Origin of the sequence: Albimonas marina, assembly GCF_029223255.1 — a bacterium.
GTDB lineage: Bacteria > Pseudomonadota > Alphaproteobacteria > Rhodobacterales > Rhodobacteraceae > Albimonas.
This window is the reverse complement of the sequence record NZ_JARHUC010000003.1, coordinates 512234-538064: the sequence shown is the minus strand read 5'-3', so window position 1 is coordinate 538064 and position 25831 is coordinate 512234. Positions and strand designations below refer to the sequence as shown.

Below are 25831 nucleotides of genomic sequence, written 5' to 3'. Positions count from 1 at the left end.
GTTCCCCCCAACCGGGAGCCCCGCGCCGCTCAGGCGGCGTCCGAGGCGCCCGCGTCCAGATAGGCCCGCCAGCCGCCATAGGCGGTGACGTCCTCGGCCCCCTCGAGGCCCGCGGCCTCGCACAGGAACCCCTTCACAGTCGTGCCGTCCGCCAGCTCCACCGTGCCGATCGACAGCGGCGCGGGCACGCCGGCGATGAACTCGCCGAAGCGCGCGGTCGGCACCGCCCAGACCTCCAGCGCGATCTGCGCCCCGTCCTTCGCGCGCACCATCCCCGGCCGCTTCGGCGGCCCGCCCGGCAGCGCGTGCAGGCGATAGTCGGCCGAGGTGGTGGTCGCCCGCAGGAATCGCGCCCCCAGCCGGGTCAGCTCGCCGTTCAGCGGCAGGCCCGACATGTGCGCGCCCACCGCGGCGAGCGGGATCTCGTCGGCCATCGCCGCCGGGCGCCGCTCGGGCCCCCGCGGGGCCATCCAGCCCGTCGCCCCCAGCCGCACCCCGGCGCGGGCGTGCAGCGTCTCGCCCAGGCTCGCCAGCAGCGCGTCGCGCCCCGCCTTCGCCAGCAGCGTCAGCGAGCCCGGCCGCCCGTCGCCCCGCGCCGCCATCGGCACGGCGAGGCCGCACATGTCGAGCAGGTTCACGAAGTTCGTGTAGGTGCCGAAGTTGGAGTTCGGCGTCACCGGATCCGCCTCCAGGTCCGCCACCGAGTAGAAGGTGGGGATGGTGGGCACGGCCATCAGGTCGACGCCGTCCACCATCGGCTGCGTGGCCCGCTTCAGCGCCTGCAGCGCGTACTGGCCCTTGAAGGCGTCGGCGGCCGAGAACCCCTCGGCCTTGCCGATGATCGCCCGGGTGACGGGGTGCATCTCCTCGGGCCGGTCGCGGATGATCTCCTCGGTCGCGGCCCAGCGCTCGCCCACCCAGGGGCCTTCGTAGAGCAGCTTCGCCACCTCGTAGAAGGGCTGGAAGTCGAGCTCCACCAGCTCCCCGCCCAGCGCCTCCAGCTCCGCCAGGGCGGCCTCGTAGGCGGCCTCCTGCGCGGCGTCGCCGAAGAAGACGCGGGTGGCGGGCGAGGGGACGCCGACCTTGAAGGACGGGGGCGTGGCCGACAGCGCCGGGGCGACCGCCGGCCGCGCGTAGGCGTCGCCCGGATCGTAGACCGAGGCCGCCTGGAACGCCGTCCAGGCGTCGCCCACGGTCAGCGCGAAGATCGAGATCGTGTCGAGCGTCCGGCATGCCGGAACCATCCCCGTCGCCGACAGCGCCCCCAGCGTGGGCTTCAGCCCCACGATGTTGTTCAGCGCCGCCGGCACCCGGCCGGACCCCGCCGTGTCGGTCCCGAGCGAGAAGCTCACCAGCCCTCGCGCCACCGCCACCGCCGAGCCCGAGGACGAGCCCCCCGGCACGATCTCCGGATCCACCGCGTTCTTCGGCGGCGGATAGGGCGAGCGCACGCCCACCAGACCGGTCGCGAACTGGTCGAGGTTGGTCTTGCCCACCAGGATCGCGCCCGCCGCGCGCAGGGCCGCGACCACCACCGCGTCCTCCTTCGCCTGGTAGACCGAGGCGGGACAGGCGCAGGTGGTCGGGCAGCCGGCGGCGTCGATGTTGTCCTTCACCGCGAAGGGCACGCCCCACAGCGGCTTCGCCGCGGGATCGAAGGGCGGCAGCGCCGCCGCCTCCCCCCGCAGGGTCTCGAGGTCCACCAGGTGCAGGAAGATGCCGGGATCGCCGGCCGCCTCGATGCGCCGCCAGGCCTCCTCGATCACCTCGACGGGGGAGACGCCCTTGGCGTAGGCCGCATGCAGGGCCGAGATATGGAAGGGCAGGTCCTTCATGGGATCGCCTCGCTTTCTTGTTCGACGCCGAGCCGTTTCGCCCCGAGCCCGCGCTCAGGCCGGTTCCACGAATTCCACCGGCCGCGTCCAGTGGATCAGCACCACGCAGCCGTCCTCGGACCAGACGCTGTGCACGCTGCCCTCGGGATTGAACACCACGTCGCCCGCCCGGGCCACGCCGTTGTCGTCGGATTGGGTCCCCTCGAGCACCACGATGGTCTCGAGCCCCGTGTGCCGGTGCCGCGGCACCGAGGCGCCCGGCGCGTACCGAAGAAGCGCGACCGCGGCGGGGCCCTCCGCGAGGCGATGGATCTCCACGCCCTCGCGGAAGAAATCGAAGGGAAGCGCCGTCCAGCCGCCGGCGAGGACCGCGGGCAGGAAGCCGCGCAGCACCGCGGGCGCGTCGGTGACGGGCGCGGCCGAAATCATCTCAGACACCCAGCGCCTCCCGGATCTGGTCGGTGGTCGCGGTCCAGCCGACGATGGCGCCCTGGGCGCGGATCATCTCGATGGCCGCCTGCTTGAACGCGGGGAAGTAGGACTCGGTCGCATCGGTCGCGAGGATGCACTCGAAGCCCCGGTCGTTCGCCTCGCGCATGGTGGTCTGCACGCAGACCTCGGTGGTGACGCCCGCGAAGACGAGCTGCCTGAGCCCCTTCGCCTTCAGCACCTCCCCGAAGGGGGTGGCGTAGAAGGCGCCCTTCCCCGGCTTGTCGATCACCGTCTCGCCCTCGATCGGGTAGAGCTCGGGGATGATGTCCGCCCCCGGCTCGCCCGCGATCAGGATCCGGCCCATCGGCCCCTCGTCCCCGATGCGCAGCGCGGGGTTTCCCCGGTCGCGCTTCGCCGGCGGCAGGTCCGACAGGTCCGGCCGGTGGCACTCGCGCGTGTGGATCACCGGCAGGCCCGCCTCGCGAAAGCCCGCGATCAGGCGCGCGGTCGTGGGGATGATCGCGCGCAGCAGGCCGACGTCGTTGCCCAGCGAGGCGCCGAAGCCCCCCGCCTCGACGAAGTCGCGCTGCATGTCGATCACCACCAGGCCCAGCGCCGGGAGGTCCAGCTCGATGGGAAACGGGTCGGCCGCCAGCGTCGCCATCAGTCGTGCCCCGCCATGTGCCGGCCGATCTCGGCCACGTCCGCCTGCTCGGCGGCGACCTCGTAGGCGAAGCGCCCCTCGGACATCACCACGATGCGGTCCGACAGCTCCAGGATCTCGTCGAGGTCCTCGGACATCAGCAGCACCGCCGCCCCCCCGTTCCGCGCCGCCATGATCCGCTGCCGGATCTCCGCGACGGCGGTGAAGTCGAGGCCGAAGCACGGGTTGGAGATGATCAGCAGGTCCACCTCGCCCGACAGCTCCCGGCTCAGCACCGCGCGCTGGACGTTGCCGCCCGAGAGGCTGGCGATCGGGCTCTCGAGGCTCGCGGTCTTCACCTTGAAGGCCTTGACCATCTCGGCCCCCAGCCGGGTCATGCCCGCGCCGTCCAGCCAGATGCGCGTGCCCTTGCCGTTCACATCGAAGCTGCGGAACGAGATGTTCTCGGCCACGCTCATCCGCGCCGCGCAGGCGTTCTTCAGCGGCTCCTCGGGCAGGTAGCGCACCTTCAGGCGGCGCTGCTCCTCGCGCGTGGCGCGGTAGGGCACGCCGTGGACCTTGATCACCCCCGCCTCGCAAGGGCGCTGCTGGGTCAGGATCTCCATGAACTCCGACTGGCCGTTGCCCGAGACGCCGGCGACCCCCACCACCTCGCCCGCGCGGACCTCGAATCCGTCGATCTCGATCTGCTTGAGGCCCGAGGCGTCGGTGGCCCGCACCCCCTCGACCCGCAGCACCACCGCGCCGGGACGGCCGGTGCGCGCGGCGGGCTTGGCCAGCGTCTCGGCGCCCACCATCATCTCGGCCATGTCGGCATGGCTCAGGTTCTTCACGAGCCCTCCGCCGGTCTTCACGCCCCGCCGCAGCACCGACACCTCGTCGGCGAAGGCCGTCACCTCCCGGAACTTGTGGGAGATCATCAGGACCGAGATCTCGCCCGCCTCCGTCAGCCCGCGCACCACCCCGAGCACCTCGTCCGCCTCCGACGGCGTGAGGACCGAGGTCGGCTCGTCCAGGATCAGGAACCGCCGCCCGAGGTAGAGCTGCTTGAGGATCTCCAGCTTCTGCCGCTCGCCCGCCGACAGGCGCATCACCGGCACGTTCAGCGGCACCTTGAAGGGCATGGTGTCCATGAAGGACTCCAGCGCCCGCCGCTCCTTGCGCCAGTCGATGATCTTGGGCGCGTCCTCCCGGCTGATCACCAGGTTCTCGGCCGCGGTCAGCGAGGGGACCAGGGTGAAATGCTGGTAGACCATGCCCAGGCCCATGGCGTGGGCGGTGCGCGGGTCGGGGATGTCGACCTCCCGCGCGCCCACGATCACCTGGCCCTCGGTGGGCGTGTAGAAGCCCATCATGCATTTCACGAGCGTCGACTTGCCCGCCCCGTTCTCCCCCAGCAGGGCGTGGAACGAGCCCGGCGCGACCTTGATCGAGACGTCGTCGAGCGCGGTGAAGCCCCCGAAGCGCTTGGTCATCCCGACCGTCTCGACGCCCAGCGCCTTCATCTCGGGCAGGACGGTCATTTTCCGACCGCCTCCAGGCAGGCCACGAAGTCCTTCGAGTTCGACACCGCGCCGAACACCCCGCCCTGCATCTTGATCATCTTGATCGCGGCCAGGTGGTTGCCCATGTCGGTCGCCCCGCAGCAGTCCTCGAGCAGCAGGCACTCGAAGCCGCGGTCGTTGGCGTCGCGCATGGTGGTGTGCACGCACACGTCGGTGGTGATGCCGGTCAGCACGAAGTTCTGGATGCCCTTCGTGCGCAGCAGCAGCTCCAGGTCGGTGGCGTAGAAGCTGCCCTTGCCCGGCTTGTCGATGATCGGCTCGCCCTCGATGGGGGCCAGCTCCTCGATGATCTCCCAGCCGGGCTCGCCGCGGGTGAGGATCCGCCCGCAGGGGCCGGGATCGCCGATGCCCGCGCCGATGCGGCGGGAGCGCCAGCGCTTGTTCTCGGGCAGGTCGCCCAGGTCGGGCCGGTGGCCTTCGCGAGTGTGGATCACCAGCCCGCCCCAGGCGCGCATCGCCGCCAGCACCGTCTTGATCGGCTCGATGGGCGCGCGAGTGTTCGACAGGTCGTAGCCCATCTTGTCCACGTAGCCGCCGACGCCGCAGAAGTCGGTCTGCATGTCGATGACGATCAGCGCCGTGTTCTCGGGGCGCAGGTCGCCGTTGTACGGCCAGGGATAGGGATCGGCGGCCAGCGGGCCGGTCGTCTCGACGATCTCGTCCATCGCGTTCATTCCGCAGCCTCCTTGGCGCCCGGGGCGAAGGTCCGCGTCGGCTCGGGGAAGCCGCAGGAGGTGCCGTCGGTGATCTTCACCGCGTCCTCCCACGGCAGCCGGGCCGTGCCCGCGACCATGTCCTGCATGAAGGTGTAGGGGCAGTCCTGCGCGCCCCCCTTCACCGCGACGTAGCCGCGGTGGAAGAGCTGGTAGATGTTGTTCTCCACCCCCCAGCCCTCGCGCGCCTCGCGCACCAGGTCGGGGCGGACCTCGGCGGTGATGATCTCGTCCGGCCGGCCGCTCGTGCCATGCGCGATGACCGAGCCGTCGAAGTTGCAGATCATCCCCTCGCCCATCGAGTCGAAGGTGCCGTCCGAGCCGCACATGCACACGTTCGCCGTCACCATCAGGTTCTGGAAGGCGTTGGCCTGGTTGGTGAAGCGCCAGCTGTCGCGGATCGGGGCGGTGTAGCCGGCGGTGCGCAGCATGATCTCGGCGCCCTTGTAGGCGCATTCGCGCGCCATCTCGGGGAACATGCCGTCATGGCAGATGATCAGCGCCAGCTTGCAGCCCTTGGGCCCGGTGATGACGGGAATGCCCTGGTCGCCCGGCTCCCACGGCTCGACCGGCACCCAGGGGTGCATCTTGCGGTAGTAGAGCTGGATCTCGCCCTGGTCGTCGATGATCAGGCCCGTGTTCCAGGGCATCCCGCCCGGGTTCAGCTCCATGATCGAGAAGCAACCCCAGATCTTGTTGTCGATGCAGGCCTGCTTGAAGGCGGCCACCTCGGGCCCGTCGACCGAGCACATGATCGCCGGGTTGATGTCCATCGACAGGCCGTGCAGCGCGTATTCGGGGAACACCACCAGGTCCATCCCCGCCATGTTGCGCCGGGCCTTGCCCACCATCTCGACGATCCGCGCGGTCTGCCGCGCCAGGTCGTCGGGCGTGACCACGACGGGCAGCTGAAGCTGCACCAGCCCGATCACCACGCCGTTCGCAGAGGGGTTCAGACCGCCCAGGCCGTTCATCGCGCATCCTTTCTTTTCGGTGCATGTCGCGAGGGCGCCATGCGCCCGCCATCGCGCCGCCGCGGCGCGGCGCCCATATCAGATGCGACGGACCCGCCGGCGACCCCGCCGGCCCGACGCTTCAGGAGACCCCGATGACCCGACGCGCCCTGCCCTTCACGCTCTCCGTCTCGCTGGCCATGGCCGGCGCGATGGGCCTCGCGCTCGTGGCCGACGCCGCCCGCGCCCAGGACGCCACCGCCAAGCTGCTGAGCCCCGAGGGGAACCCGGTGGGCGTCGCCTCGCTCTACAACACCCCCGCCGGCGTGCTGATCGAGCTCGAGCTGACCGAGGCGCCCGAGGGCGAGCACGGCTTCCACATCCACGCGGTCGGCAAGTGCGGGCCGGACTTCGGCGCCGCCGGCGGCCACCTGGGCTCCGACGACGCGCCCCACGGGTTCCTGGCCGCGGACGGGCCCCACGCCGGCGACCTGCCCAACATCCATGTGCCTCAGAGCGGAACGCTGAAGATCACCACGCTCGCCCCGCTCGCCAAGCTGGCGGATTCCGACGGGGAGACGCCGGTCGAGAAGCTCGAGGATTCGGCCCAGTCGCTCTTCGGCGGCCGCGGCCGGACGGCCGTGCTCGACGCGGACGGCGCGGCGCTGATGATCCACCAGGGACCCGACGACTACGCCACCGATCCCGCCGGCGCCTCGGGCCCCCGCATCGCCTGCGGCGTGATCGAGGCGCTCTGAGCGCGGACCCGGAGCCATGGGGGGGCGGAGGTGCATGTCTTCGCCCCTCACTTGGTGATCGACAGCTCGCCCGGCGCGCCGGTCATGGCCCGCGTGGTCGAGGAGGTGGCGATCAGCATGCCCAGCGTCAGCACGTAGGGCGCGGCGTAGAACATGTAGTAGCCCGAGGTGATCCCGACGGACTGCAGCGCCGGCCCCAGCGCGCCCGCGCCCCCGAACAGCAGCGCGGCGCCGAAGCACTGGATCGGGTTCCAGCGGGCGAAGATCACCAGCGCCACCGCCATCAGCCCCTGCCCGGACGAGATCCCCTCGTTCCACGAGCCGGGGTAGTAGAGCGACAGGTACGCCCCCGCCACGCCCGCCGAGGCGCCGCCGACGGCGGTCGAGGCGATGCGGATCCGGTTGGGCCTGAGCCCCATGGCCCGCGCCGCGTCGGTGGAGTCGCCCACCACGCGCACGATCAGGCCCACCTTGGTGGCCCGGAACACCCACCACAGCACCACCGCCAGCACCGCGCCGATGACGAAGAGGACGTTGACCCTCAGCGCCGCCTGCACCTGCGGGTAGGAGGACCACGACCCGAGCTCGATCGCCGGCAGGTCGGGCGCGACGGGCTGGATGTAGGGCTTGCCGAAGAAGAAGGCCAAGCCCATGCCGAACAGCATCAGGGCGATGCCGATGGCGATGTCGTTGACCTTGGGCAGCGAGCACATCAGCCCGTGCACCAGCCCGAAGACCGCGCCGGCCAGCGCCGCCGCCAGCACGCCCGCCCAGGGATTCCCCGTCTCGTAGGCGATGGCGTAGCCGGCCATGGCGCCGAAGACGAGCGTCCCCTCGAGCCCGAGGTTGATGCGCCCCGACCGCTCCGTCAGGCACTCGCCCAGGGACACGAACAGGAAGGGCGTCGAGACCCGGATCGCGCCGCCCAGGATGGCCAGCGGAACGCCCCAGTAGCCGATGTCGGTCTCGTTCATTTCTGGCTCCAGCGTTCGGGCGCGAAGATCTTGAACCGGCCGTAGAAGGTCTCGCCGAGCAGGATGGCCACGAAGACGAAGCCCTCGAGCACCAGCACCGTCGCGTCCGGCAGGTCCATGCGCCGCTGCACGAGGCCGGAGGAGGCCTCCATCCCCCCGATCAGGATCGCGACGGGGATGATCGCCAGCCCGTTATGCCGCGCGAGGAAGGCGACCAGGATGCCGGCGTAGCCGTAGCCGGCCGCGAGCGAGCCGTTGGCCGAGCCCTGCACGGCCGAGACCTCGATCATCCCGGCGAGCCCCGCGAAGGCGCCGCCCAGCGCGGTGAAGCCGATCAGCAGCCGCCCCACGGGCAGCCCCTGGATCTGCGCCGCCCGCACGTTGCCGCCGACCAGCCGGGCCGCGAAGCCCCAGGTGGTCTTCTCGATCAGCACCCAGGCGATCACGCAGGCGATCACGCCCAGCGCGAACCCCCAGTGCACGTCCATGCCCGGCATCTCGCCGATGCGCAGCCCCTCGGCCAGCGGCGCGGTGGAAGGCTTGTTGAGGCTGGCGGGATCGCGCAGCGGCCCCTCGACCAAGTGGTTCATCAGGGCGATGGCGATGTAGGCCATCAGCAGGGAGGAGATGGTCTCGTTCACCCCGCGCTTCTGGCGCAGCGCGCCGACCGCGCCGATCCAGGCGCCCCCGACCAGCATCGCGAAGGCGGCCATCAGCGGGACGCCGAGGATCGCCGGCATCCAGGGGATCGCGGCGCCCAGACCTCCGGCGGCGACGCCGCCCAGCACGATCGCGCCCTCGCCCCCGATGATCATCAGCCCCAGCCGCGCCGGCAGCGCCACGCACAGCGCCGCCAGCAGCAGCGGCGCCGCCCGGCTGAGCGTGTTCTGCCACGAGAACCAGGTGCCGAAGCCGGCCTTGTAGACCAGCGCGTAGAAATCCGCCGGGCTCTTGCCCAGCGTCAGCAGGAACAGGCCGAAGGCCAGAAGGCCCACGACCAGGGCCCCGAGGGGCAAGGCGACCGCCTCCAGCCTCCTCGCCCAGCGGGCGAGGGCGCCGGAGGCGGCTGGGACCGCCGCGATTTGCGCAGCGGAAGAGGCCGTGGGGGTCACCGGGGATGATGCAGCCTGGTCCGACATCGCGACGGTCCCTTTGCGAGGGCGATCAGGAGGTCGAACCGATCACGCCCTCGACCAGGTAGCCCATGCTCTCGAGCTCGACGTCCGTCTCGACGAAGGCCTGGCCCGCGTCGACGATCGTGTCGCCCGTGTTCGACTTCATCGGGCCCTTGAAGACCGAGAAGCCGCCCTTGAGGATCTCGGCCTTGGTCGCCTCGAACTGCGCGCGCGCCTGGTCGGAGACGGCGGGGCCCAGCGGCGACATCTTGATGAAGCCCTCGGCGAGGCCGCCGCGCACGAAGTTGTCGATCGTGCCGCCCGCCTGCACGGTCGCGACCATGTCGGTGTAGACCTTGGCCCAGTTCCACTCGGCGCCGGTCAGGTACTTCTCGGGGGCCAGCGCGGACTGGTCGGCGTGGTAGCCGCACACGAACGCGCCGCGCCCGGCGGCGGTCTCCATCACCACCTTGGGGCCGTCGACGTGGCAGGTGATGACGTCGGCGCCCTGGTCGGTCAGCGCGTTGACCGCCTCGGCCTCCTTCACCGCCAGCGACCACTCGCCGGTGAAGATCACCTGGCAGGTGATCTCGGGGTCGACCGCGCGGGCGCCGAGCAGGAACGAGTTCACGTTCTGCAGCACCTGCGGGATGGGCTTCGCGGCCACGAAGCCGATCTTCTTGGTCTTGGTGGCGTGGCCGGCGGTGATGCCGTTGAGGTACTGCCCCAGCCCGATGTAGCCGAAGTAGGAGCCCACGTTCATCGGGTGCTTGTCGGCCGACCACAGGCCGCCGCAATGCTCGAACCGCAGGTCGGGGTACTTCTTCGCCATCTCCAGGATGTGCGGGTCGAAGTAGCCGAAGGAGGTCGGGAACAGCAGGCTCGCCCCGTCGAAGTTGATCATCGATTCCATCGACTTCTGGACCTCGACGGACTCGGGGACGTTCTCCTCCTCGACGACGGTGACCCCCTCCATCGCCTTCACGGCCGCCGCGCCCTCGGCATGGGCCTGGTTGTAGCCGTAGTCGTCCTTCGGGCCGACGTAGATGAAGCCGATGGTCAGGTCGGCGGCCTTCGCGCGGGTGGCGAAGCCCCCCAGCGCCGCCGCGCCTGCGAGGGCCGCGGAGGATTTCAGGAAACCGCGGCGCGACGTGCGGTGGAATTCGGTCATGATCGGCTCCTGGCTCGCCATGGAATGTCGTCGGGCGGCGCCCCCCAGGACCCGCGCCGAACCGCGTTGCGCGGCGCTCGGCGTCGGGCCCGGTCCGCCCTGCGGGGCATTTCAGGCCATGGCGGCGCCGATGTATTCTGCTAGTTTCGCACCGGACCGATGCACCGGGTGCAGCGGTCCCCTCTTCGGAGGGGAGCGGCGGCGCGACGGCCGCGCCCGGCCCGCCCCCTCCGCCCGCCGCCGCAGGGCCTGCGTCGCGCCCGGCGCGGGCGGGCGCGGCCGGCGGCCGTCGCTAGGGAGACCCGCATGAGGCACCTGCTGCCCCTGCAATACATCGACGCGGTGGCGCGCACCGGCTCGATCCGGCGCGCGGCCGAGACGCTCAACATCACCTCCACCGCGCTCAACCGCCGGATCCTCGCGATGGAGGAGGAGCTGGGCGTACCGATCTTCGAGCGGCTGCCCCGCGGCGTGCGCCTGTCGACGGCGGGGGAGCTGCTGATCCACCACATCCGCGCCCAGATCTCGGACCTCGAGCGGGTGCGCGGCCAGATCGCCGACCTCTCGGGCGTGCGCCGGGGGCATGTGACCATCGCCTGCTCCCAGGCCTTCCTGCCCTTCTTCCTGCCCGAAATGATCGCGCGCTACCGGCGCGAGCATCCGGGCGTCACCTTCTCGGTCCAGCGGCGCGACCGGGCGCAGGCCGAACAGGCGCTGATGGACCACGAGGTCGACCTCGCCCTGATCTTCGAGCCGGTGCGCATCGCCGAGTTCCAGACCATCGCCCGCGTGCGCCAGCCCGTTCACGTGATCATGGCGCCCGGTCACCCGCTGGCCGAGGCGCGCGAGCTGCGGCTGCGCGACTGCGTGCAGCATCCGCTCGCCCTGCCCGAGCCCGAATACGGCGTGCGCCACCTGCTGGAGCTCGCCTGCCGCGCCAAGGGCTTCGCGCTGGAGGCGGCGGTGGAATCCGACAGCTTCGAGTTCCTGCGCATGCACGCGGTGGCCGAGAACATGCTGACCTTCCAGATCCCCGTCGGCCTGCCCCATGCCTCGGAATGGCCCGGGGCGCTGGTGCGCGCGCTGGACCCGCGCGACGTGCCGCCGGGGGTGGTGGCGCTCGGCCAGCTTCGCGGCCGGGTGCTGCCCGTCGCCGCCTCCCGCTTCGCCCAGCAGATGGCCGCGGTGTTCGAGGAGCGGTTCGACGCGGAGTGACAGCATTGACTATTTTTCAGGCGACCGAGTTCGGATGCACATCCAGCACTCAACCAGAAGCGCCTCCCTGCCCGAGATTTGAACGATCCATCTTGCAGTGCGGCGCCGAGTCGGGCTAACTCGACTCAAGTCGTCAGCGTTGACGGCGAACAGCGGTCCAACGGCGGGCCAGCTTTCCACTCGCGCCAGGCGTCCGGGACTTCCGGAGCCCAGCCCAGGGAGCTGCCCGCATGGATGGATCCATCCACGACCCCGATTTCGGAACCGACCTGCCCGCCGGCCTCGCCCGACGCTCCGACGTCGTGGTCGTCGGCGGCGGCCCCGCCGGCTTCCGCGCGGCGCGCGAGCTCTCCCGCCGCGGCCGCAGCGTGGCGCTGCTGAACGCCGAGACCTGGGCCCCCTACAACCGCGTGAAGCTCACGCCCCTGCTGGCCGGAGAGGTGCAGTTCGGCCAGGTCGCCCAGCCGCGCGATCCGGTGGGCGACGGGCTGGCGCATCACTACGCCGGCCAGCGGGCGGTGGCGATCGACCTCGAGGCGCGCCTGGTCGAGACCGCCTCGGGCCGCCTCTTCCCCTACCGCGACCTGGTGATCTGCACCGGCTCGCGCGCCTTCGTCCCCGCCATCCCCGGCCTGCGCGCGCGCAACGTCTTCACCTTCCGCGACGCCGACGACGCGGCCGCGCTGAAGGCCCGCGCCTTCGCCGCCCGCCAGGTCGCGGTGATCGGCGGCGGGCTGCTGGGGCTCGAGGCCGCGCGCGCCATGGCGGCCCAGGGCGCGCGCGTCACGGTGATCGAGCACGAGCTGCGCCTGATGCCCCGCCAGCTCGACGCCGAGGCGGCCGCCCTGCTCGCCGCGCGGCTCGCGACGCTCGGCATCGCCTGCCTGACCGGCGTGCGGGTCGAGGAGGCGCTGGCCCCCTCCGGCGCCGTGACCGGGCTGCGCCTCTCCTCGGGCGAGACGCTGCCCGCCGACACGGTGGTCGTCTGCGCGGGCGTGCGGGCGGAGACGACGCTCGCCGCCGAGGCCGGCCTCGCCGTCCACCGGGGAATCCTGGTCGACGCCGCCATGCGCACCTCCCATCCCCACGTCTACGCCGCGGGCGAATGCGCCGAGCTCGACGACCGGGTGGAGGGGCTGGTGGGCCCCTGCCTCGACCAGGCCGAGACCGCCGCGAAGGCGATCTGCGGCGAACCCGCCGCCTTCGCCCGCTCGGCCCCCGCCACCCGCCTGAAGGTGGTGGGCGTCGAGGTGTTCTCGATCGGCGACATCGAGGCGCTGGAGGAGCGCCCCGGCGTTCGCGCCCTCGCCTGGCGCGACCCGGCCGCGGGCCTCTACCGCCGCGTCTTCGTCGAACGCGGCCGCCTCACCGGCGCGCTCGCCATCGGGCCCTGGGACGAGCTGAACCGCGTGCAGCAGGCCGTGACCGCCCGCGCCCCCGCGCCGCCATTCTTCGCCCGGCGCTTCCGCCGCTCCGGCGCCCTCTGGCCCGCGGCCGCGCCCCGTTCCGCCGCCGACTGGCCGGCCGCGGCGACCGTGTGCAACTGCACCGGCGTCGCCCGCGGCCGCCTGGGCGAGGCGATGGCGAACGGCGCCGCCACCCTGGACGCCCTGCGCTTCGAGACCGGCGCCGGCACGGTCTGCGGAAGCTGCGTCCCCCGGCTCGAGGAGATCCTCGCCGGCGGCGCGCCGGCCTCCGCCGCGGCGACGCGCTGGTGGAAGGCGCTGTCGGTCATCTCCATCGCCGCGGCGCTGCTGGCGCTCGTCACCGCGCTCGCCCCGGCGATCCCGGTCCCCGACGCCTTCGCCGCGCGCGGCGGGCTCGAGACGCTGTGGTTCGACAACCTCGTCAAACAGTGGAGCGGCTACGTCCTGCTGGGCCTCACCGTCGCCCTCCTGGCGCTCGGCCTGCGCAAACGGTGGCGGCTGGGGCGGCTCGGCGCCTACGAGGGCTGGCGGATCGTGCACCTGGGCCTGGGCGTCGCCGCCTGCCTCGGCCTCTTCGTGCACACCGGGTTCCGCTTCGGCCTCAACCTCTCCTCGGCGCTGATGACGATCTACGTGGCGGCCCTGCTGCTGGGCGGGATCGCGGGCCTCGCCACGGGGGCCGAGCACAAGCTTCGCGACGCGGGCCTCGGCTCCTCTGGCGCGCCGCCGCGCACCGTCCCCGTCTGGCTGCACATCCTGGCGCTGTGGCCCCTGCCGCTGCTGCTGGGGGCGCATGTCCTCTCGGTCTACGCGTACTGAGGGGCCCGGCATGCGCACCCCCCTCCTGTGGCTCCTGTGGACCGCCCTGACCCTGGCCGGCGCCGCCGCCGTCGCCGCGGCGGTCTTCATCGGCGGCGACCGCACGCCCCTGCTGCTGGGCGAGACCACCGGCGTCCACGCCCAGTTCGAGACCGCCTGCGAGAGCTGCCACGGGGCCGAGCCGCTCGCCCCCACGACCGAGGCGCTCAAGGCCCTCAACGAGGGCTGCCGAAACTGCCATGACGCCGAGCTCAAGGTCTCCGACGACAGCCACCCGCGGAAGAAGTTCCGCGATCCGCGCATGGCCGACTACTGGGCGAAGCTGGACGCGCGCGACTGCACCACCTGCCATATCGAGCACGAGCCGGAACTGACCCGCCCCGGCGCGGTGACGCTGGCCATGGACTACTGCGTCGCCTGCCATGCCGAGGGCGAGCAGAACGTGCGCGCCGAACGCGAGAGCCACGCGGGCCTGGGCTTCGAGACCTGCGCCTCCGCCGGCTGCCACAACTTCCACGACAACCGCGCCCTCTACGAGGATTTCCTGGTCAAGCACGCCGACGAGCCGTGGCTGCTCGACCACCCCGTGCAGGCCCGCGCCGCCGCCCTGCGCGCCCCCGACGCCCGCTTCGCCAAGCCCCGCGGCGCGCCCCTGACGCTGGCGCAGGCCGAGGCGCCCGAGGGCGTGCTCGCCCGCTTCCCGAGCGCGGAGCTGGAGGCCTGGGCCGCCTCCGCCCATGCCGAGACGGGCGTGACCTGCGCCGCCTGCCATGCGCCCAAGGCCAGGGACACCGAGGCGCTGGCCGCCGAGTGGTCCGACGCCTTCGACCTGAAGGCCTGCGCGAAGTGCCACCGCGACGAGGCGCAGACCTGGACCGAGGGGCGGCACGGCATGGCCTTTCACGCCGGCGTCGCCAAGCCCCGCCAGCTCGACAAGCGCCTGAAGGCGATCGGCCTGAAGGGGTGGGAGGAGGACCTGCCCGCCGCCATCCGCGCCTGGCTCGCCGACGCCGAGCCCGCGCGACCTATGTCCGTCGCCGCCTCGAAGCTGCCGATGAAGCCCGAGGCCGCGCACCAGGTCCTGACCTGCGCCGCCTGCCACGACCCGCACGCGCCCGACCGCCGCCTCGCCCGGGTCGAGACCTGCGCGTCGTGCCACGACGACGACCATTCGCGCGCCTACTTCGCCTCCCCCCACTACGCGCTGTTCCTCGCGGAGATGGCGGGCGAGGGCGCGCCCGGCTCCGGCGTCGGCTGCGCCGACTGCCACATGCCCAAGATCGAGGATCCCGCCTCCGGCCGCGTGTTCACCACGCACGACCAGAACGCCTACCTGCGGCCGAACGAGAAGATGATCCGCCCCGTCTGCATGGACTGCCACGGCCTCGGCTTCGCGATCGACGCGCTGGCCGACCCCGCGCTGGTGCGGACGAATTTCCAGGGACGTCCCGCCGCCCATGTTCCGAGCATCGACTGGGCCGCGCGGCGAGCGACGACGGGGGAGGAGGCACGCCAATGACTCTCCCCCGCCGTCGAGATGCAACCGAAGTCGCAACAGGAGGTTTAGGAATGGCCGCGCATAAAATCAAACTCGCCGCCGCGGTGGTCGCGGCGGGGATCGCCGCCCCGGCGCTCGCCGCGGACGGGATCGCGCCGCAGAAGGTCGCCGACATGCTGCACGCGGTGATGAACTCGGACCGCACGGTCTACACCCGCATGGTGGTCAACCGCCTGGCCAACAAGGAGGGCGTGATCAAGGCCTCGGAGCATTTCGAGGACGACAAGGCCCTGCCTCTGCCCGCCCAGATGTTCCGCTTCGGCGCGGAGATGGTCGGCGACAAGACGGACGCCTTCACCTACTCGCTCCTCTCGCTGTGGCCGGTGAACAAGCAGAACGCCCCCAAGACCGACGCCGAGAAGGAGGGGCTGGAGTACGTCGCCGAGAACGTGGGCGAGAACTGGTACGGCGAGGAGGAGTTGGGCGGCCAGATGTACTTCACCGCCGTCTACGCCGACACCGGCGTCGCCGAGGCCTGCGTCAGCTGCCACAACCAGCACAAGGACAGCCCCCGCACCGACTTCGAGCTGGGCGACGTGATGGGCGGCGTGGTGATCCGCATCCCCATCGACGGCTGAGCCCCCCTCCCGGCGCGCCCCGTCGCGCGCCGGGCCGCGTTCCCCCCCGCAACGCCCGCGCCGTCGCAGCGCCGGGCCCACAGGAGACCCCGAGATGACGCCCGAAAAGGTCGCGCTGGTGCAGACCAGCTTCAAGAAGGTGGCCCCCATCGCCGACACGGCCGCCGACATCTTCTACGCCCGCCTCTTCGAGATCGCCCCCGAGGTCCGCTCGCTGTTCCCCGAGCAGATGGGCGACCAGAAGAAGAAGCTGATGCAGATGCTGGCGGTGGCGGTGAACAACCTCCACCAGGTCGAGACCATCGTGCCCGCGGTGCAGGACCTGGGCCGACGCCATGTCGCCTACGGCGTGACCGACGCCCACTACGACACCGTCGGCGCCGCCCTGCTGTTCACGCTGGAGAAGGGCCTGGGCGAGGACTGGACGCCCGAGGTCGCCGCGGCGTGGACCGAGACCTACGGCCTCGTCGCGACCACGATGAAGGCCGCCGCCGCCGAGGTTCCGACCGAGCCTGCGAAGAAGAAGAGCTTCCTGGGACGCCTGTTCCCGAACTGAGCCCGCCCTCGCCGGGCCCGCGCGCCATCGACGCCGGACTCAGCGTCTCGACGGGACCGAGGCTTGCGGCGGGCCGCAGCAGCCCCCCGGGGCGGCGCCCTCGCTCGACCGCCGCGCGCCGGCGCCGATGCGCGCCGACGCCCGTCCCACGGGCGTCCCGGGCCTGACCCGTGGCCTCTCGCCGCCTGCCTCGGGCGACGACCTTGCCCGCGGACGCCGCGCCCGCGCCGACCCTTCCGGCCGGCGCGGGCGCGAGCCGATCAGGCCACCGCGGCCGCGGCGGCGGAGAGCTTGGCGCGGCAGTCGGCGACCATGCGCTCGATCAGTTCGGCGCAGGTGGGGATGTCGTCGATCAGGCCGCAGACCTGGCTCGCCCACACGAGGCCGTCGTTGACCTCGCCCGACTCCAGCGCCGCCCGGCCCCGCGCGCCGGCGACCAGCGCGTGCACGTCGCCGAACTCGGCCCCGCCGGGGCGCGTCTCGATCGAGACGACCTCCTCGGAGACCGCGTTCTTCAGCACCCGGCCGGTGTTGCGGAAGGTGCGGAAGATCAGGATCGTGTCGCGCTCGCCGGCCTCGACGATGGCCTTCTTGATGTTCTCGTGGATCGGGGCCTCCTGCGTGGCGCAGAAGCGGGTGCCCATGTTGATCCCCTCGGCGCCCAGCGCGAAGGCGGCCGCCATCGTCGCCCCGTCGCCGATCCCGCCCGAGGCGATCAGCGGCACCTTCACCGCCCGCGCCGCGGCCGGGAACAGGATCAGGCCCCCCACGTCGTCCTCGCCCGGATGGCCCGCCGCCTCGAACCCGTCGATCGAGATCGCGTCGACGCCCGCGCGCTCCGCCGACAGGGCGTGGCGGACCGAGGTGCACTTGTGCACGACCTTGCCGCCGGCGGCGTGGATCTTCTCGATGAAGTCCTTGGGGCTGCGCCCGGCGGTCTCGATCACCTTCACCCCATTGCTCAGGGCGGCCTCGAGATACTCGTCGTAGGGCACCGGCTGGGCGGTGGGGAAGATCGTGAGGTTCACGCCGAAGGGCTTGTCGGTCATCCCCCGGCAGCGCTCGATCTCCTTCGCCAGGTCGGCCGGCGTGGGCTGGGTCAGCGCGGTCAGGATCCCGAGGCCGCCCGCGTTCGAGACGGCCGCCGCCATCTCGGCGCGGCCCACCCACTGCATGCCGCCCTGGATGATGGGGTACTGGGTCCCCAGAAGTTCCGTCACTCTGGTCTTCATCGGAAGTCTCCCGAACCGGTTCAGGCGGCGCGCGACAGCGCGGCGCGGAAATCGCGGAGGCAAAGGCGCACCGCCTCCACCAGCATCAGCACGAAGGCGATCGGCGCCATCACCGCCACCGGCCAGGCCGGCCAGGTGCCGGTGCCGATCTGCACGGCGCGCGCGTTCTCCCAGGCGTTCAGGGCGTAGCGGGCGCAGTAGTAGGCGACGATGGCGTAGACGAAGACCTCCACCACCAGCACCACGCCGGCGATCAGCCGCCCCACCGCCCCCTGCATCAGCCCGTCCAGCAGCTCCAGCCGCGGGAAGGACGCCTCGCGATGCGCCAGCGGCAAGCCCCAGAACACCATCACCGGGAACAGCACCGACTCGATCATGTTCAGCGCGCCGGGGATCAGGTCGGTGTGCAGGATGTAGCGCCCGAAGACGCTCAGCACCGTCAGCGCCAGGATCCCGAGCAGGCACAGCCCGCCGCCTATGGCGGCCAGCCCCCACTCGAACCGGCCCAGCGCGTCGTAGGTTCTTCTCAGCATGCTGGACCTCAATTGATCTTGGACGGCAGCCAGGTCACCACGCCGGGCACCTCGACCATGATGAACGAGACGAGGATCGCCGCCACCAGCGCGAAGAGGCCGGTCGAGCGGAAGATCGGACCCACCGGGTGGCGCACCGCGGCGCAGGCCGCGTAGGTCGCCAGCCCCACCGGCGGGGTCAGCAGGCCCAGCGAGATCATGAAGCAGGCCATCACGCCGAACCACAGCAGGTCGACGCCCGCGGCCTCGAGCACCGGCAGGATGATCGGGATCAGCAGCACCATCACCGCCGCCGACTCCAGCAGCAGGCCGCCCACGAAGAAGGCGAACAGCATCAGCGCCACCAGCACCGTCGGCTGGGCCAGCATCGGCTCCACCGCCGCCAGCAGCTCGCGCGGGGCGCGGCTGAGCGACAGGAACCGCCCGAAGGCCTGCGCGCCGATGACGATGATCATCAGCATCGAGGTGACCTTCACCGAGTCCACCAGGCTGTCGAAGATATCCCGCAGGCCGATGCGGCGCAGGGCGGCCATGCCGATCAGCGCGGTGAAGGCGCCCAGGCCCCCGGCCTCGCCGGCGGTGAACACGCCCCCGTAGATGCCGCCGAAGATCACGAACATCAGCGCGCACACGAAGATGAAGGCCGCGACCGCCGAACCCGGCAGCGCCTCGTCCGCGTCGCCCTGGTCCTCGGCCACGCCCGGCTCGACCTCGCCGAAGAAGTGCAGGCAGGCGATGTAGCACAGGATGCACAGCAGCCCCGGCACCATCGAGCCGATGAACAGGTGCCCCACCGGCACCAGCGTCAGCGAGCCGTAGAAGATCATGATCAGCGACGGCGGGATGATCGCGGCGAGCGAGCCGGAGACGGCCGCGAGCGAGATCGAGAAGCGGCGCGTGTAGCCCACCTTCTGCAGCTGCGGGCCCGCCATCACCGCCAGCGCCGCCGAGGTGGCCGCGCCCGAGCCCGAGACCGCGCCCAGCAGCCCGCCCGAGACGATGGTCGCCGCCCCCAGCGGGAAGCGCCGCTTGCCCGCGAGCCGGTAGCCCACGCGGAACAGGTCCTCGACCACCTTCCCGCGCAGCAGGAATTGCGCCATCAGCAGGTAGAGCGAAATGATCGAGAGCGAATAGGACGAGGCGGCGCCGACGATGTCGGCGGCCAGCAGCCCGTCGAACAGGCGCGTGCCCATCATCGCGTACATGCCCGCGATGCCGGCGCCCATCAGCACGATGGCCACGCTCTGCCCCAGCAGCAGGAACACGGCGAACCATGCGGAAACGAAGATCAGGGCCTCGTGAGAGGTCATCGAATTCCCCGTGACAGGAGGGATCGGGCGAAGGCGGCCCCAGGGGCCTCGCCTCCGGCGCGGAACGCCGCCCCCTCGGGGCGGCGACGGCGATCCGGTCCGCCCGCGCGGCCCCGCCCCCCTGAGGGGACGCGGCGCGCGCGGGCGGGGTCGGGGATCAGTCGGCCAGGTACTCGGCCACGCCCGGCGGCAGCTCGCCGCCCTCTTCCTGCACCAGCTGCGCCCAGAGCTGGGCGGCCTTGCGCGCGGGATGGCCGTCGGCCTCCAGCGTCTCGATCCACTGCTTCCAGGTGGCGACCGAGGCCTTGGCGATGTGGTCCTGCAGGTCCTGCGGCAGGGTCGAGGCCTCGACGAAGGTGGTGCCCCCGGCCTCGGCCGCGGCCTTCACCTCGAGGTACTGCTTCTGGATGAACTCGGCGTTGTCGAGCGCGACCTCGCGGGCGGTCTCGTCGAAGGCCTTCTGCTGCTCAGGCGTCAGCTTGTCCCAGCTGGCCTTGGAGATCGCGACGTAGCTCTCCCAGTGGCCCAGCGCCACGCCCTCGATCGAGTACTTCAGCAGGTCGGTCATCGAGTAGGACTTCCAGTCCGCGACCGACAGCAGGATGCCCTCGATGGTCTTGCGGCTCAGCGCCTCGTAGGCCTGGGCGGCGGGCATGGTGACCGGGTTCACGCCGAGATTCTCGAGCGTCATGGTCTGCAGCGCCGCGCCGGCGCGCAGGGGCAGGCCCTCGAAGTCGGCGGGCGAGGTGATCTCCTTCGAGACCGTGTTGATCGCGTAGGGACCCGAGGCGCCCAGCGCCCAGGCGACGATGTTCTTCGGCTCGATCTCGTACTGGTAGAAGGTTTTGCCGTCCTTCAGCTCGACGTCGGAGTCCATCAGCTTCTGGAAGGCCCGGGTGATCTGGGCCGAGTCCGTGCCGTAGACCGGAAGCTGGCTGATGTCGGTCAGCGGGAAGGCGCCGGGGATGTAGGGGGCCAGCAGCGGCGAGACGATGTCCACCGTGCCGCCCTGCAGCGCGTCGAGGCCGCGGCCCACGCCGGTCAGCTCGCCCGCGTAGAAGCGGGTGAAGGTCAGGTCGGTCCGCTCCTCCATCTTGTCGGCGAACGGGTCCAGGCTCTGCCCCACCCACATGTGGACCTGCGGCAGCGAGGCCGAGATCATCAGGTTCTGGGCGGCGGCCGGAAGGGTGGTGACGGCCAGCGCCGCCGCGCCCGCGAGGGCGCCTTTCATCAGGGTCTTCATTCGCGTTCTCTCCCATGTGGTCGGCCCGCTTCGCGCAGGTCCGGGTCGGCGATCGTTCGATCTGTTGTTGGGCGCGCCCGGACCGGGCCGGGCGCGCCGCGTTCGGTCCCGCGCTCAGTCGCGGGCGACGAAATCCAGCGCTTCCCGAAGGCTGCGCTTCATGATCTTGCCGTTGTGGTTGCGCGGCAGCGGCTCGGGCGTGACCGTGAAGCTCTCGGGCGCCTGGTAGTCGGCGAGCTCGCGCCGGCAGTGGGCGGCGAGGGCGGCCTCGTCCAGCGGCTCGGGCGCGACGACGACGGCGTGCACCCGCTCCCCCAGCACCGGACAGGGCTTGGCGATCACCGCGCTTTCGGTCACGCCGGGGAACGCGGCCAGCACGCTCTCCACCTGGGCGGTGAAGATCTTGTAGCCGCCGCGGTTGATCATGTCCTTCTTGCGGTCGTGGACGTAGACGAACCCGTCCGCGTCGATCGAGCCGATGTCGCCCGACTTCCAGAACCCGCCCGCGAACTCTTTCGCGGTCGCCTCCGGGTTCTCCCAGTAGCCGGGCACGACCATCGGGCCGAAGTGCCACAGCTCCCCGTGCACGCCCGGCGGGCACTCGCGCCCCTCGTCGTCCATCACCACCGTGAGGGCGCCGAAGCTGGACTTGCCGACGCTCAGCCGGTGGCTGGCGGTCTTCTCGGGCGGCATCATGGTGACGGGCGAGGTCGTCTCGGTCGCGCCGTAGCAGTTCATCAGCTTGAGGTTCGGCAGCTTCTGCGCCAGCCGCTCGATGGTCGGCGCGGGCATCGGCGCGCCGCCGTAGCCGCCCCAGCGCCAGGCCGAGAGGTCATGGTTCGCCGGATCGTCCTGCACCAGGCACAGGTTGTACATCGCCGGGACCATCGCGCAGTGGGTCAACTTCTCCGCCGCCGCGAGCTTGAGGAAGGCCGAGGCCTTGAACTCCCGCATCACCAGCAGCGTCGCCTGCGCGCGCACCGCCTTGTGCACGCCGCCGACCAGCCCGGTGACGTGGCTCAGCGGCGCGATCACCCCCTCGCGATCGCCGGGGCGGCTGTCCATGAAGGTCGCGAAAGCGGTGGCCGAGTGCACGATGCCCAGGTGGGTCAGCATCGCCCCCTTCGGCACGCCGGTGGTGCCGGAGGTGTAGAGGATCGTCGCCACCGCCTCGGGATCGACCTTGGCGGGGGGCGGCGCGGCCTCGGGGTCGGCGCCCAGCAGGCGGTGGTAGTTGCAGAACCCCTCCACCTTGCCCAGCGCGAAGCGACGGACCAGCGCGGGCACGCGGACGCCGGCGGCACGACCTCGGCCGCCTCCGGCTCGCAGATCAGGATCTTCGCGCCCGACTGCACCAGCGCGTGGCGCAGGCCCGGGGTCTGGTCGCGCAGCGACAGCGGCACCAGGATCGCGCCCAGCCGGGCCACGGCGTAGGTCAGCACCACGAAGGGCGCGTCGTTGCCCAGCAGCAGCGCCACCCGGTCGCCGGGGCCCACGCCCTCGGCGTGGAGCGCGGCCGCGAGCCGGCGCACCTCCTCGTCGAGCTGCGCCCAGGTGAAGCGCAGCTCGCCGCAGACCAGAGCCTCGGCGTCGGGCCGGGCGGCCGCCGCCGCCTCCAGCATCGCATGGATGTCGGAGGGGCGGTCGGCGAAGCACTCGACCACCCGGTTCCCGTAATGCAGCTCCCGTCTCATCGCGGGTTCGTTCGCTGCGGCCATGGCGTTCCTCCCCGGATCGCGGCCCCTCTCAGGTCTGCGCCCGCCTCAGTGCGGACGCACGTAGTGATGCGTGTTGGAGCCCACGCGCCCCTTGGCCTTGCCCAGCTCGTCGCGGGCGATGACCATCAGGTGCACCTCGTCGGGGCCGTCGATGAAGCGCAGCGCCCGGCCCCAGGTCCACAGGTAGCTCAGCGGCGTGTCGGGCGTGATGCCGGCGGCCCCGAAGACCTGCATGGCCCGGTCGGTGATCCCGGTCTGCAGGCGCGCCGCCACCACCTTGATCGCCGAGACGTCGACGCGGGCGGCCTTGGCGCCTTCCTTGTCCATCTTCCACGCCGCGCGCAGCATCAGCAGGCGGGCCTGGTCGATGTCGAAGCGGGCCTCGGCGATCCAGTCCTGGATGTTGGCGCGGTCGGCCAGCGGCCGCCCGAAGGTCTTGCGCTCCAGCGCCCGCTCGCACATCAGCTCGAGGGCCAGCTCGCACTGGCCGATGGTGCGCATGCAGTGGTGGATGCGCCCCGGCCCCAGCCGCGCCTGGGCCAGCATGAAGCCGTCGCCTTCGGAGGCGAGGATGTTCTCCACCGGCACGCGCACGTTCTCGTAGAGCACCTCCGAGTGCCCCTCGGGCGCGTGGTGGTGCATGATCGGCACGTCGCGCACGACCTTCACGCCGGGCGTGTCCATCGGCACCAGGATGAAGCTGTGCTTCTTGTGCCGGTCCGCATCCGGCGAGGGATCGGAGACGCCGAAGACGATGGCGAGCTTCGCGTTCGGATGCATCGCGCCGGTCGAGAACCACTTGCGCCCGTTGATGACGTAGTGGTCGCCGTCGCGGATGATCGTGGTCGAGAGGTTCGTCAGGTCCGACGACGCCGTGTCCGGCTCCGTCAGCCCGACGATGGAGCGGATCTCGCCCATCATCAGCGGCTCGAGCCACTTCTTCTTCTGCTCGGGCGTGCCGAACTGGTGGAGGATCTCCATGTTGCCCGTGTCGGGGGCCGAGCAGTTGAAGACCTCCGACGCCCACGGCACCCGGCCCATGATCTCGGCCAGCGGCGCGTATTCGAGGTTGGTCAGCCGCGTGCCCGGCTCGTCGTCCTTCAGGCCCGGCATGAACATGTTCCACAGGCCAGCCTCGAAGGCCTTCGCCTTCAGGCGATCCAGCAGCTCGATGGGGTACTTGCCGGTGGAGTGGAAGGTCTCGTGGAACTCCTGGTTGGCAGGCAGCACGTAGGACTGCATGAAGTCCTCGAGCTGCGCCATCAGGCTCTGGGTCTTTGCGGAATACTCGAAGTCCATGGGTTTCCCCCTCCGTTCGGGCCGCGCGCGTCAGGCGTCGCGCGGCGTCGTCTCGTCTCGTGTCTCGCGCCGCCGCCGCTTGGCGGGCGCGACGCCCGCCTGGGCCGGGACCAGCGGCGCGATGGGCGTGTCCATCGGCAGGCCCGCCATCAGGTAGCCGCGGCGGAAGTCGACCGCGTGGCGCAGCGTCCAGTCGCGCGCCACGTCCGCGTCGCCGATGCCGATGGCCGCGATCACCCGGCCATGCGCCTCCAGCTGGCGGGCCGGCGCCTGGGGCAGATGCGGCAGCAGCGCCTCGAGGCCCGAATACAGCAGGATCCCGATGGGCTCCTGCGCCAGCGCCAGCGCGGGGTTCTTCGTCGCCTCGGAAATGATCGAGTGATACTCGAGGTCCAGCCGCACCACCGCGGCGTCGTCGCGCGCCTCGGTCGCGCGGGCCATGCGCGCCTGGTTGGCCTGCAGCTTCTCGATGTCCGCGTCGGTGGCGTTGCGCGCGGCGAGCTCGGCGGCCAGCGGCTCGATCTCCACCGCCACGCGCCACAGCTGGTCGAAGGTCACCTCCAGCATCCGCAGCGCGCGGGTGTTGCGCGAGGCGAGCTCGCGCGCCTTCGGCGTCGAGACCACCAGCTTGCGCGGCGAGGCGCGGCGCACCAGCCCCTCGGACTCCAGCCGCCGGATCCCCTCGCGCACGGTCGAGCGGTTGACGCCGAACTGGGCGGCCAGCTCGACCTCGCCCGGCAGCTGCTCTCCCGGCTGCAGGCGCCCCTCGAGGATCTGGGCTTCGAGCTGGGCCGAGACCTGCTCGTAGGCCTTGGAAACCTGGATGGGCCTCAGCCCCATGCGCGTCGCTCCCTTGCCGGCGAACCGGCGGGCCGGGCGTTGACCGCCCGGCGTTCAGTGTCGGTTTGTCGGACACTATTCAGGGCGCGCGCCGAGTCAATCGCCGCGTCTGCGCGCGACGTCGCACGCGCCCGGATCGGCGCGGGCCGCGCCCGGCCTCAGCCGCCGCAGCCGCAGTCCGGCCCGTGCAGATGGGCGTGGACCGGCCCCAGCCCCCACTTCTCCCGCAGGTCCTTCATGTAGGCGAAATAGGGGATCGCCTCGCGCACCGGCCGCTCCCCGCCCGCGAAGTCGTCGTAGAGGGTCTGGACGTTCACCACCAACCGCTCCGGCGCGCCGCGCTTCGCGTGCTCGCCCAGCTCGACGTCATGGGCGGCGGCGAGGAAGTCGAGCCCGGCGTCGAAGCGCTTGCGCGCCTCCTCGGTCACGAAGACGAGGTAGTCGCGCATCGCCTGCACGCCCGCCTTGTCGGTGATCGGCCCATGGCCCGGCACCACCACGTCCACGTCCATCGCCAGGATCCGGTCGCAGGCCGCGATCCAGTTGGTCAGCGGCCCGGCCCAGGCGATGGGCGTCCCCTCCTCGAACAGGATGTCGCCGGTGTAGACGATCCGCTCCTTCGGCAGGTGCACCAGCGTGTCGCCCCTGGTGTGCGCCGGCCCCACCTCGATCAGCCGCACCTCCCGGTCGCCGACCTTCAGGGCGGTCTCGCCCGCGAAGGTCTCGGTCGGGGGCGTCAGGGTGATGTTGGAGAAGTCGAAGGGGGAGAAGCACTCCCGCACGAAGTCGCCCGCCCGCCCCAGCGCCGAGGGGTCGGACATCAGCGCGTGGAACATCGCGGGGGGCACGTGGTCGAACTCCTCGGCCGTGCTCTCGCTCGCCACGATCCGCGCGCCCTCGACCAGCTGGTTGCCGAAGGTGTGGTCGCCGTTGGCGTGGGTGTTGACCAGCGTGTCGATCTTCGCCGCCGCCGGGGCCGCGTCGCGCATGGCCGCCAGCATCTCGCCCGTCAGCTTCAGGTCGAACAGCGTGTCGACCAGAAGGCTCGCCTCGCCGTCGGTGATCAGGCCGGCGTTCGACCAGCCCCAGCCCCCGTCGGGCTGCAGCCAGGCCCAGCAGCCGTTCCCCACGTCGTGCAGGCCCCGCGTGAATTCGCGTTTCGCCATCGTTTCCTCCCGCTTCCGCTTCGCCCTCCTTCTACCCTGCCCGGCCCCCGTGCGCAGCCGAGTCGCGACCGGCCGGCAGGCTTGCGCAACGACAGGCGCGCGACGACGATGCGCCGGACAGGCGGGCCGGCCCAGACGCCCGCGAAACGGGAGGATC

General features: G+C 71.6%; 24 protein-coding genes. 6 read left to right on the top strand and 18 right to left on the bottom strand.

Annotated elements, in window-relative coordinates:
* Nucleotides 1-29: 29 nt before the first annotated feature.
* From atzF to P2H44_RS10065, 6 genes are read right to left on the bottom strand one after another with little or no spacing between them, the layout of a single operon-like run.
* Entirely contained in the window at nucleotides 30-1835 is a 1806-nt protein-coding gene (gene atzF, locus P2H44_RS10090) for an allophanate hydrolase (protein ID WP_275763390.1), read from the bottom strand.
* A gap of 54 nt (nucleotides 1836-1889) precedes the next feature.
* Entirely contained in the window at nucleotides 1890-2264 is a 375-nt protein-coding gene (locus P2H44_RS10085) for a cupin domain-containing protein (protein ID WP_275763677.1), read from the bottom strand.
* 1 nt (nucleotide 2265) lies between these two features.
* The gene (locus tag P2H44_RS10080; RefSeq protein ID WP_275763389.1) at nucleotides 2266-2931 is read right to left on the bottom strand and encodes a cysteine hydrolase family protein; all 666 of its coding nucleotides are present in this window, start codon (nucleotides 2929-2931) and stop codon (nucleotides 2266-2268) included.
* On the bottom strand, nucleotides 2931-4454 hold the full coding sequence (locus P2H44_RS10075) for an ABC transporter ATP-binding protein (protein WP_275763388.1): 1524 nt from the start codon (nucleotides 4452-4454) through the stop codon (nucleotides 2931-2933). Before P2H44_RS10075 ends, P2H44_RS10080 begins: the two co-directional genes overlap by 1 nt.
* Nucleotides 4451-5170: a biuret amidohydrolase gene (biuH, locus tag P2H44_RS10070; protein WP_275763387.1), complete on the bottom strand. Its 720-nt coding sequence runs from the start codon at nucleotides 5168-5170 to the stop codon at nucleotides 4451-4453. Before biuH ends, P2H44_RS10075 begins: the two co-directional genes overlap by 4 nt.
* Complete coding sequence (locus P2H44_RS10065; RefSeq protein ID WP_275763386.1) at nucleotides 5167-6183, bottom strand: formamidase; 1017 nt, start codon at nucleotides 6181-6183, stop codon at nucleotides 5167-5169. Before P2H44_RS10065 ends, biuH begins: the two co-directional genes overlap by 4 nt.
* Before the next feature lie 134 nt (nucleotides 6184-6317).
* Between P2H44_RS10065 and P2H44_RS10060 the strand changes: the two genes are divergently transcribed.
* Complete coding sequence (locus P2H44_RS10060; protein ID WP_275763385.1) at nucleotides 6318-6920, top strand: superoxide dismutase family protein; 603 nt, start codon at nucleotides 6318-6320, stop codon at nucleotides 6918-6920.
* A gap of 47 nt (nucleotides 6921-6967) precedes the next feature.
* On the opposite strand, the gene P2H44_RS10055 is transcribed toward P2H44_RS10060, so the two are convergent.
* The 3 genes from P2H44_RS10055 to P2H44_RS10045 form a co-directional block, all read right to left on the bottom strand.
* On the bottom strand, nucleotides 6968-7894 hold the full coding sequence (locus P2H44_RS10055) for an ABC transporter permease (protein WP_275763384.1): 927 nt from the start codon (nucleotides 7892-7894) through the stop codon (nucleotides 6968-6970).
* Nucleotides 7891-8910 (bottom strand): ABC transporter permease, encoded by a 1020-nt coding sequence (locus P2H44_RS10050; protein ID WP_275763383.1) that lies wholly within the window; start codon nucleotides 8908-8910, stop codon nucleotides 7891-7893. The genes P2H44_RS10055 and P2H44_RS10050 overlap by 4 nt, the downstream gene beginning before the upstream one ends.
* 148 nt (nucleotides 8911-9058) lie before the next feature.
* Nucleotides 9059-10180: a BMP family ABC transporter substrate-binding protein gene (locus P2H44_RS10045; RefSeq protein WP_275763382.1), complete on the bottom strand. Its 1122-nt coding sequence runs from the start codon at nucleotides 10178-10180 to the stop codon at nucleotides 9059-9061.
* 306 nt (nucleotides 10181-10486) lie between these two features.
* Here P2H44_RS10045 and P2H44_RS10040 point away from each other — a divergent pair, with 306 nt between their 5' ends.
* The 5 genes from P2H44_RS10040 (at nucleotide 10487) to P2H44_RS10020 (ending at nucleotide 16333) form a co-directional block, all read left to right on the top strand.
* Nucleotides 10487-11395: a LysR family transcriptional regulator gene (locus tag P2H44_RS10040; protein WP_275763381.1), complete on the top strand. Its 909-nt coding sequence runs from the start codon at nucleotides 10487-10489 to the stop codon at nucleotides 11393-11395.
* 230 nt (nucleotides 11396-11625) lie between these two features.
* On the top strand, nucleotides 11626-13641 hold the full coding sequence (locus tag P2H44_RS10035) for an FAD-dependent oxidoreductase (protein ID WP_275763380.1): 2016 nt from the start codon (nucleotides 11626-11628) through the stop codon (nucleotides 13639-13641).
* A 10-nt stretch (nucleotides 13642-13651) separates the two neighbouring features.
* Complete coding sequence (locus P2H44_RS10030) at nucleotides 13652-15160, top strand: ammonia-forming cytochrome c nitrite reductase subunit c552 (protein WP_275763379.1); 1509 nt, start codon at nucleotides 13652-13654, stop codon at nucleotides 15158-15160.
* A 50-nt stretch (nucleotides 15161-15210) separates the two neighbouring features.
* Nucleotides 15211-15777 carry a Tll0287-like domain-containing protein gene (locus P2H44_RS10025; protein ID WP_275763378.1) on the top strand — a complete coding sequence of 189 codons (567 nt, stop codon included), beginning with the start codon at nucleotides 15211-15213 and terminating at the stop codon, nucleotides 15775-15777.
* Between the two features lie 94 nt (nucleotides 15778-15871).
* Nucleotides 15872-16333, top strand: a complete 462-nt coding sequence (locus P2H44_RS10020; protein ID WP_275763377.1) for a globin family protein — start codon at nucleotides 15872-15874, stop codon at nucleotides 16331-16333.
* 260 nt (nucleotides 16334-16593) lie between these two features.
* Here the strand turns inward: P2H44_RS10020 and P2H44_RS10015 are convergent, their stop codons facing one another.
* The 9 genes from P2H44_RS10015 to P2H44_RS09975 form a co-directional block, all read right to left on the bottom strand.
* The gene (locus P2H44_RS10015) at nucleotides 16594-17565 is read right to left on the bottom strand and encodes an NAD(P)H-dependent flavin oxidoreductase (protein ID WP_275763376.1); all 972 of its coding nucleotides are present in this window, start codon (nucleotides 17563-17565) and stop codon (nucleotides 16594-16596) included.
* A gap of 20 nt (nucleotides 17566-17585) precedes the next feature.
* A complete protein-coding gene (locus P2H44_RS10010; protein ID WP_275763375.1) occupies nucleotides 17586-18098 on the bottom strand; it encodes a TRAP transporter small permease in 513 nt (170 codons plus the stop codon).
* A gap of 8 nt (nucleotides 18099-18106) precedes the next feature.
* Nucleotides 18107-19408: a TRAP transporter large permease gene (locus tag P2H44_RS10005; protein WP_275763374.1), complete on the bottom strand. Its 1302-nt coding sequence runs from the start codon at nucleotides 19406-19408 to the stop codon at nucleotides 18107-18109.
* A gap of 157 nt (nucleotides 19409-19565) precedes the next feature.
* On the bottom strand, nucleotides 19566-20651 hold the full coding sequence (gene dctP, locus P2H44_RS10000) for a TRAP transporter substrate-binding protein DctP (RefSeq protein WP_275763373.1): 1086 nt from the start codon (nucleotides 20649-20651) through the stop codon (nucleotides 19566-19568).
* A 114-nt stretch (nucleotides 20652-20765) separates the two neighbouring features.
* Complete coding sequence (locus P2H44_RS09995; protein ID WP_275763676.1) at nucleotides 20766-21818, bottom strand: class I adenylate-forming enzyme family protein; 1053 nt, start codon at nucleotides 21816-21818, stop codon at nucleotides 20766-20768.
* Nucleotides 21761-22369 (bottom strand): AMP-binding protein, encoded by a 609-nt coding sequence (locus tag P2H44_RS09990; protein ID WP_275763372.1) that lies wholly within the window; start codon nucleotides 22367-22369, stop codon nucleotides 21761-21763. Before P2H44_RS09990 ends, P2H44_RS09995 begins: the two co-directional genes overlap by 58 nt.
* A gap of 45 nt (nucleotides 22370-22414) precedes the next feature.
* Entirely contained in the window at nucleotides 22415-23668 is a 1254-nt protein-coding gene (locus P2H44_RS09985) for an acyl-CoA dehydrogenase family protein (protein ID WP_275763371.1), read from the bottom strand.
* A 30-nt stretch (nucleotides 23669-23698) separates the two neighbouring features.
* Nucleotides 23699-24508, bottom strand: coding sequence for a FadR/GntR family transcriptional regulator (locus tag P2H44_RS09980; RefSeq protein WP_275763370.1), 810 nt, complete (start codon nucleotides 24506-24508; stop codon nucleotides 23699-23701).
* 158 nt (nucleotides 24509-24666) lie between these two features.
* Nucleotides 24667-25674, bottom strand: a complete 1008-nt coding sequence (locus P2H44_RS09975; protein WP_275763369.1) for an MBL fold metallo-hydrolase — start codon at nucleotides 25672-25674, stop codon at nucleotides 24667-24669.
* Nucleotides 25675-25831: the final 157 nt, after the last annotated feature.

Coding starts and splice junctions, on each gene's coding strand:
- atzF (WP_275763390.1), bottom strand. CDS start 1,835: ATGAAGGACCTGCCCTTCCATATCTCGGCCCTGCATGCGGCCTACGCC.
- P2H44_RS10085 (WP_275763677.1), bottom strand. CDS start 2,264: ATGATTTCGGCCGCGCCCGTCACCGACGCGCCCGCGGTGCTGCGCGGC.
- P2H44_RS10080 (WP_275763389.1), bottom strand. CDS start 2,931: ATGGCGACGCTGGCGGCCGACCCGTTTCCCATCGAGCTGGACCTCCCG.
- P2H44_RS10075 (WP_275763388.1), bottom strand. CDS start 4,454: ATGACCGTCCTGCCCGAGATGAAGGCGCTGGGCGTCGAGACGGTCGGG.
- biuH (WP_275763387.1), bottom strand. CDS start 5,170: ATGAACGCGATGGACGAGATCGTCGAGACGACCGGCCCGCTGGCCGCC.
- P2H44_RS10065 (WP_275763386.1), bottom strand. CDS start 6,183: ATGAACGGCCTGGGCGGTCTGAACCCCTCTGCGAACGGCGTGGTGATC.
- P2H44_RS10060 (WP_275763385.1), top strand. CDS start 6,318: ATGACCCGACGCGCCCTGCCCTTCACGCTCTCCGTCTCGCTGGCCATG.
- P2H44_RS10055 (WP_275763384.1), bottom strand. CDS start 7,894: ATGAACGAGACCGACATCGGCTACTGGGGCGTTCCGCTGGCCATCCTG.
- P2H44_RS10045 (WP_275763382.1), bottom strand. CDS start 10,180: ATGACCGAATTCCACCGCACGTCGCGCCGCGGTTTCCTGAAATCCTCC.
- P2H44_RS10040 (WP_275763381.1), top strand. CDS start 10,487: ATGAGGCACCTGCTGCCCCTGCAATACATCGACGCGGTGGCGCGCACC.
- P2H44_RS10035 (WP_275763380.1), top strand. CDS start 11,626: ATGGATGGATCCATCCACGACCCCGATTTCGGAACCGACCTGCCCGCC.
- P2H44_RS10030 (WP_275763379.1), top strand. CDS start 13,652: ATGCGCACCCCCCTCCTGTGGCTCCTGTGGACCGCCCTGACCCTGGCC.
- P2H44_RS10025 (WP_275763378.1), top strand. CDS start 15,211: ATGGCCGCGCATAAAATCAAACTCGCCGCCGCGGTGGTCGCGGCGGGG.
- P2H44_RS10020 (WP_275763377.1), top strand. CDS start 15,872: ATGACGCCCGAAAAGGTCGCGCTGGTGCAGACCAGCTTCAAGAAGGTG.
- P2H44_RS10015 (WP_275763376.1), bottom strand. CDS start 17,565: ATGAAGACCAGAGTGACGGAACTTCTGGGGACCCAGTACCCCATCATC.
- P2H44_RS10010 (WP_275763375.1), bottom strand. CDS start 18,098: ATGCTGAGAAGAACCTACGACGCGCTGGGCCGGTTCGAGTGGGGGCTG.
- P2H44_RS10005 (WP_275763374.1), bottom strand. CDS start 19,408: ATGACCTCTCACGAGGCCCTGATCTTCGTTTCCGCATGGTTCGCCGTG.
- dctP (WP_275763373.1), bottom strand. CDS start 20,651: ATGAAGACCCTGATGAAAGGCGCCCTCGCGGGCGCGGCGGCGCTGGCC.
- P2H44_RS09990 (WP_275763372.1), bottom strand. CDS start 22,369: ATGGCCGCAGCGAACGAACCCGCGATGAGACGGGAGCTGCATTACGGG.
- P2H44_RS09985 (WP_275763371.1), bottom strand. CDS start 23,668: ATGGACTTCGAGTATTCCGCAAAGACCCAGAGCCTGATGGCGCAGCTC.
- P2H44_RS09980 (WP_275763370.1), bottom strand. CDS start 24,508: ATGGGGCTGAGGCCCATCCAGGTTTCCAAGGCCTACGAGCAGGTCTCG.
- P2H44_RS09975 (WP_275763369.1), bottom strand. CDS start 25,674: ATGGCGAAACGCGAATTCACGCGGGGCCTGCACGACGTGGGGAACGGC.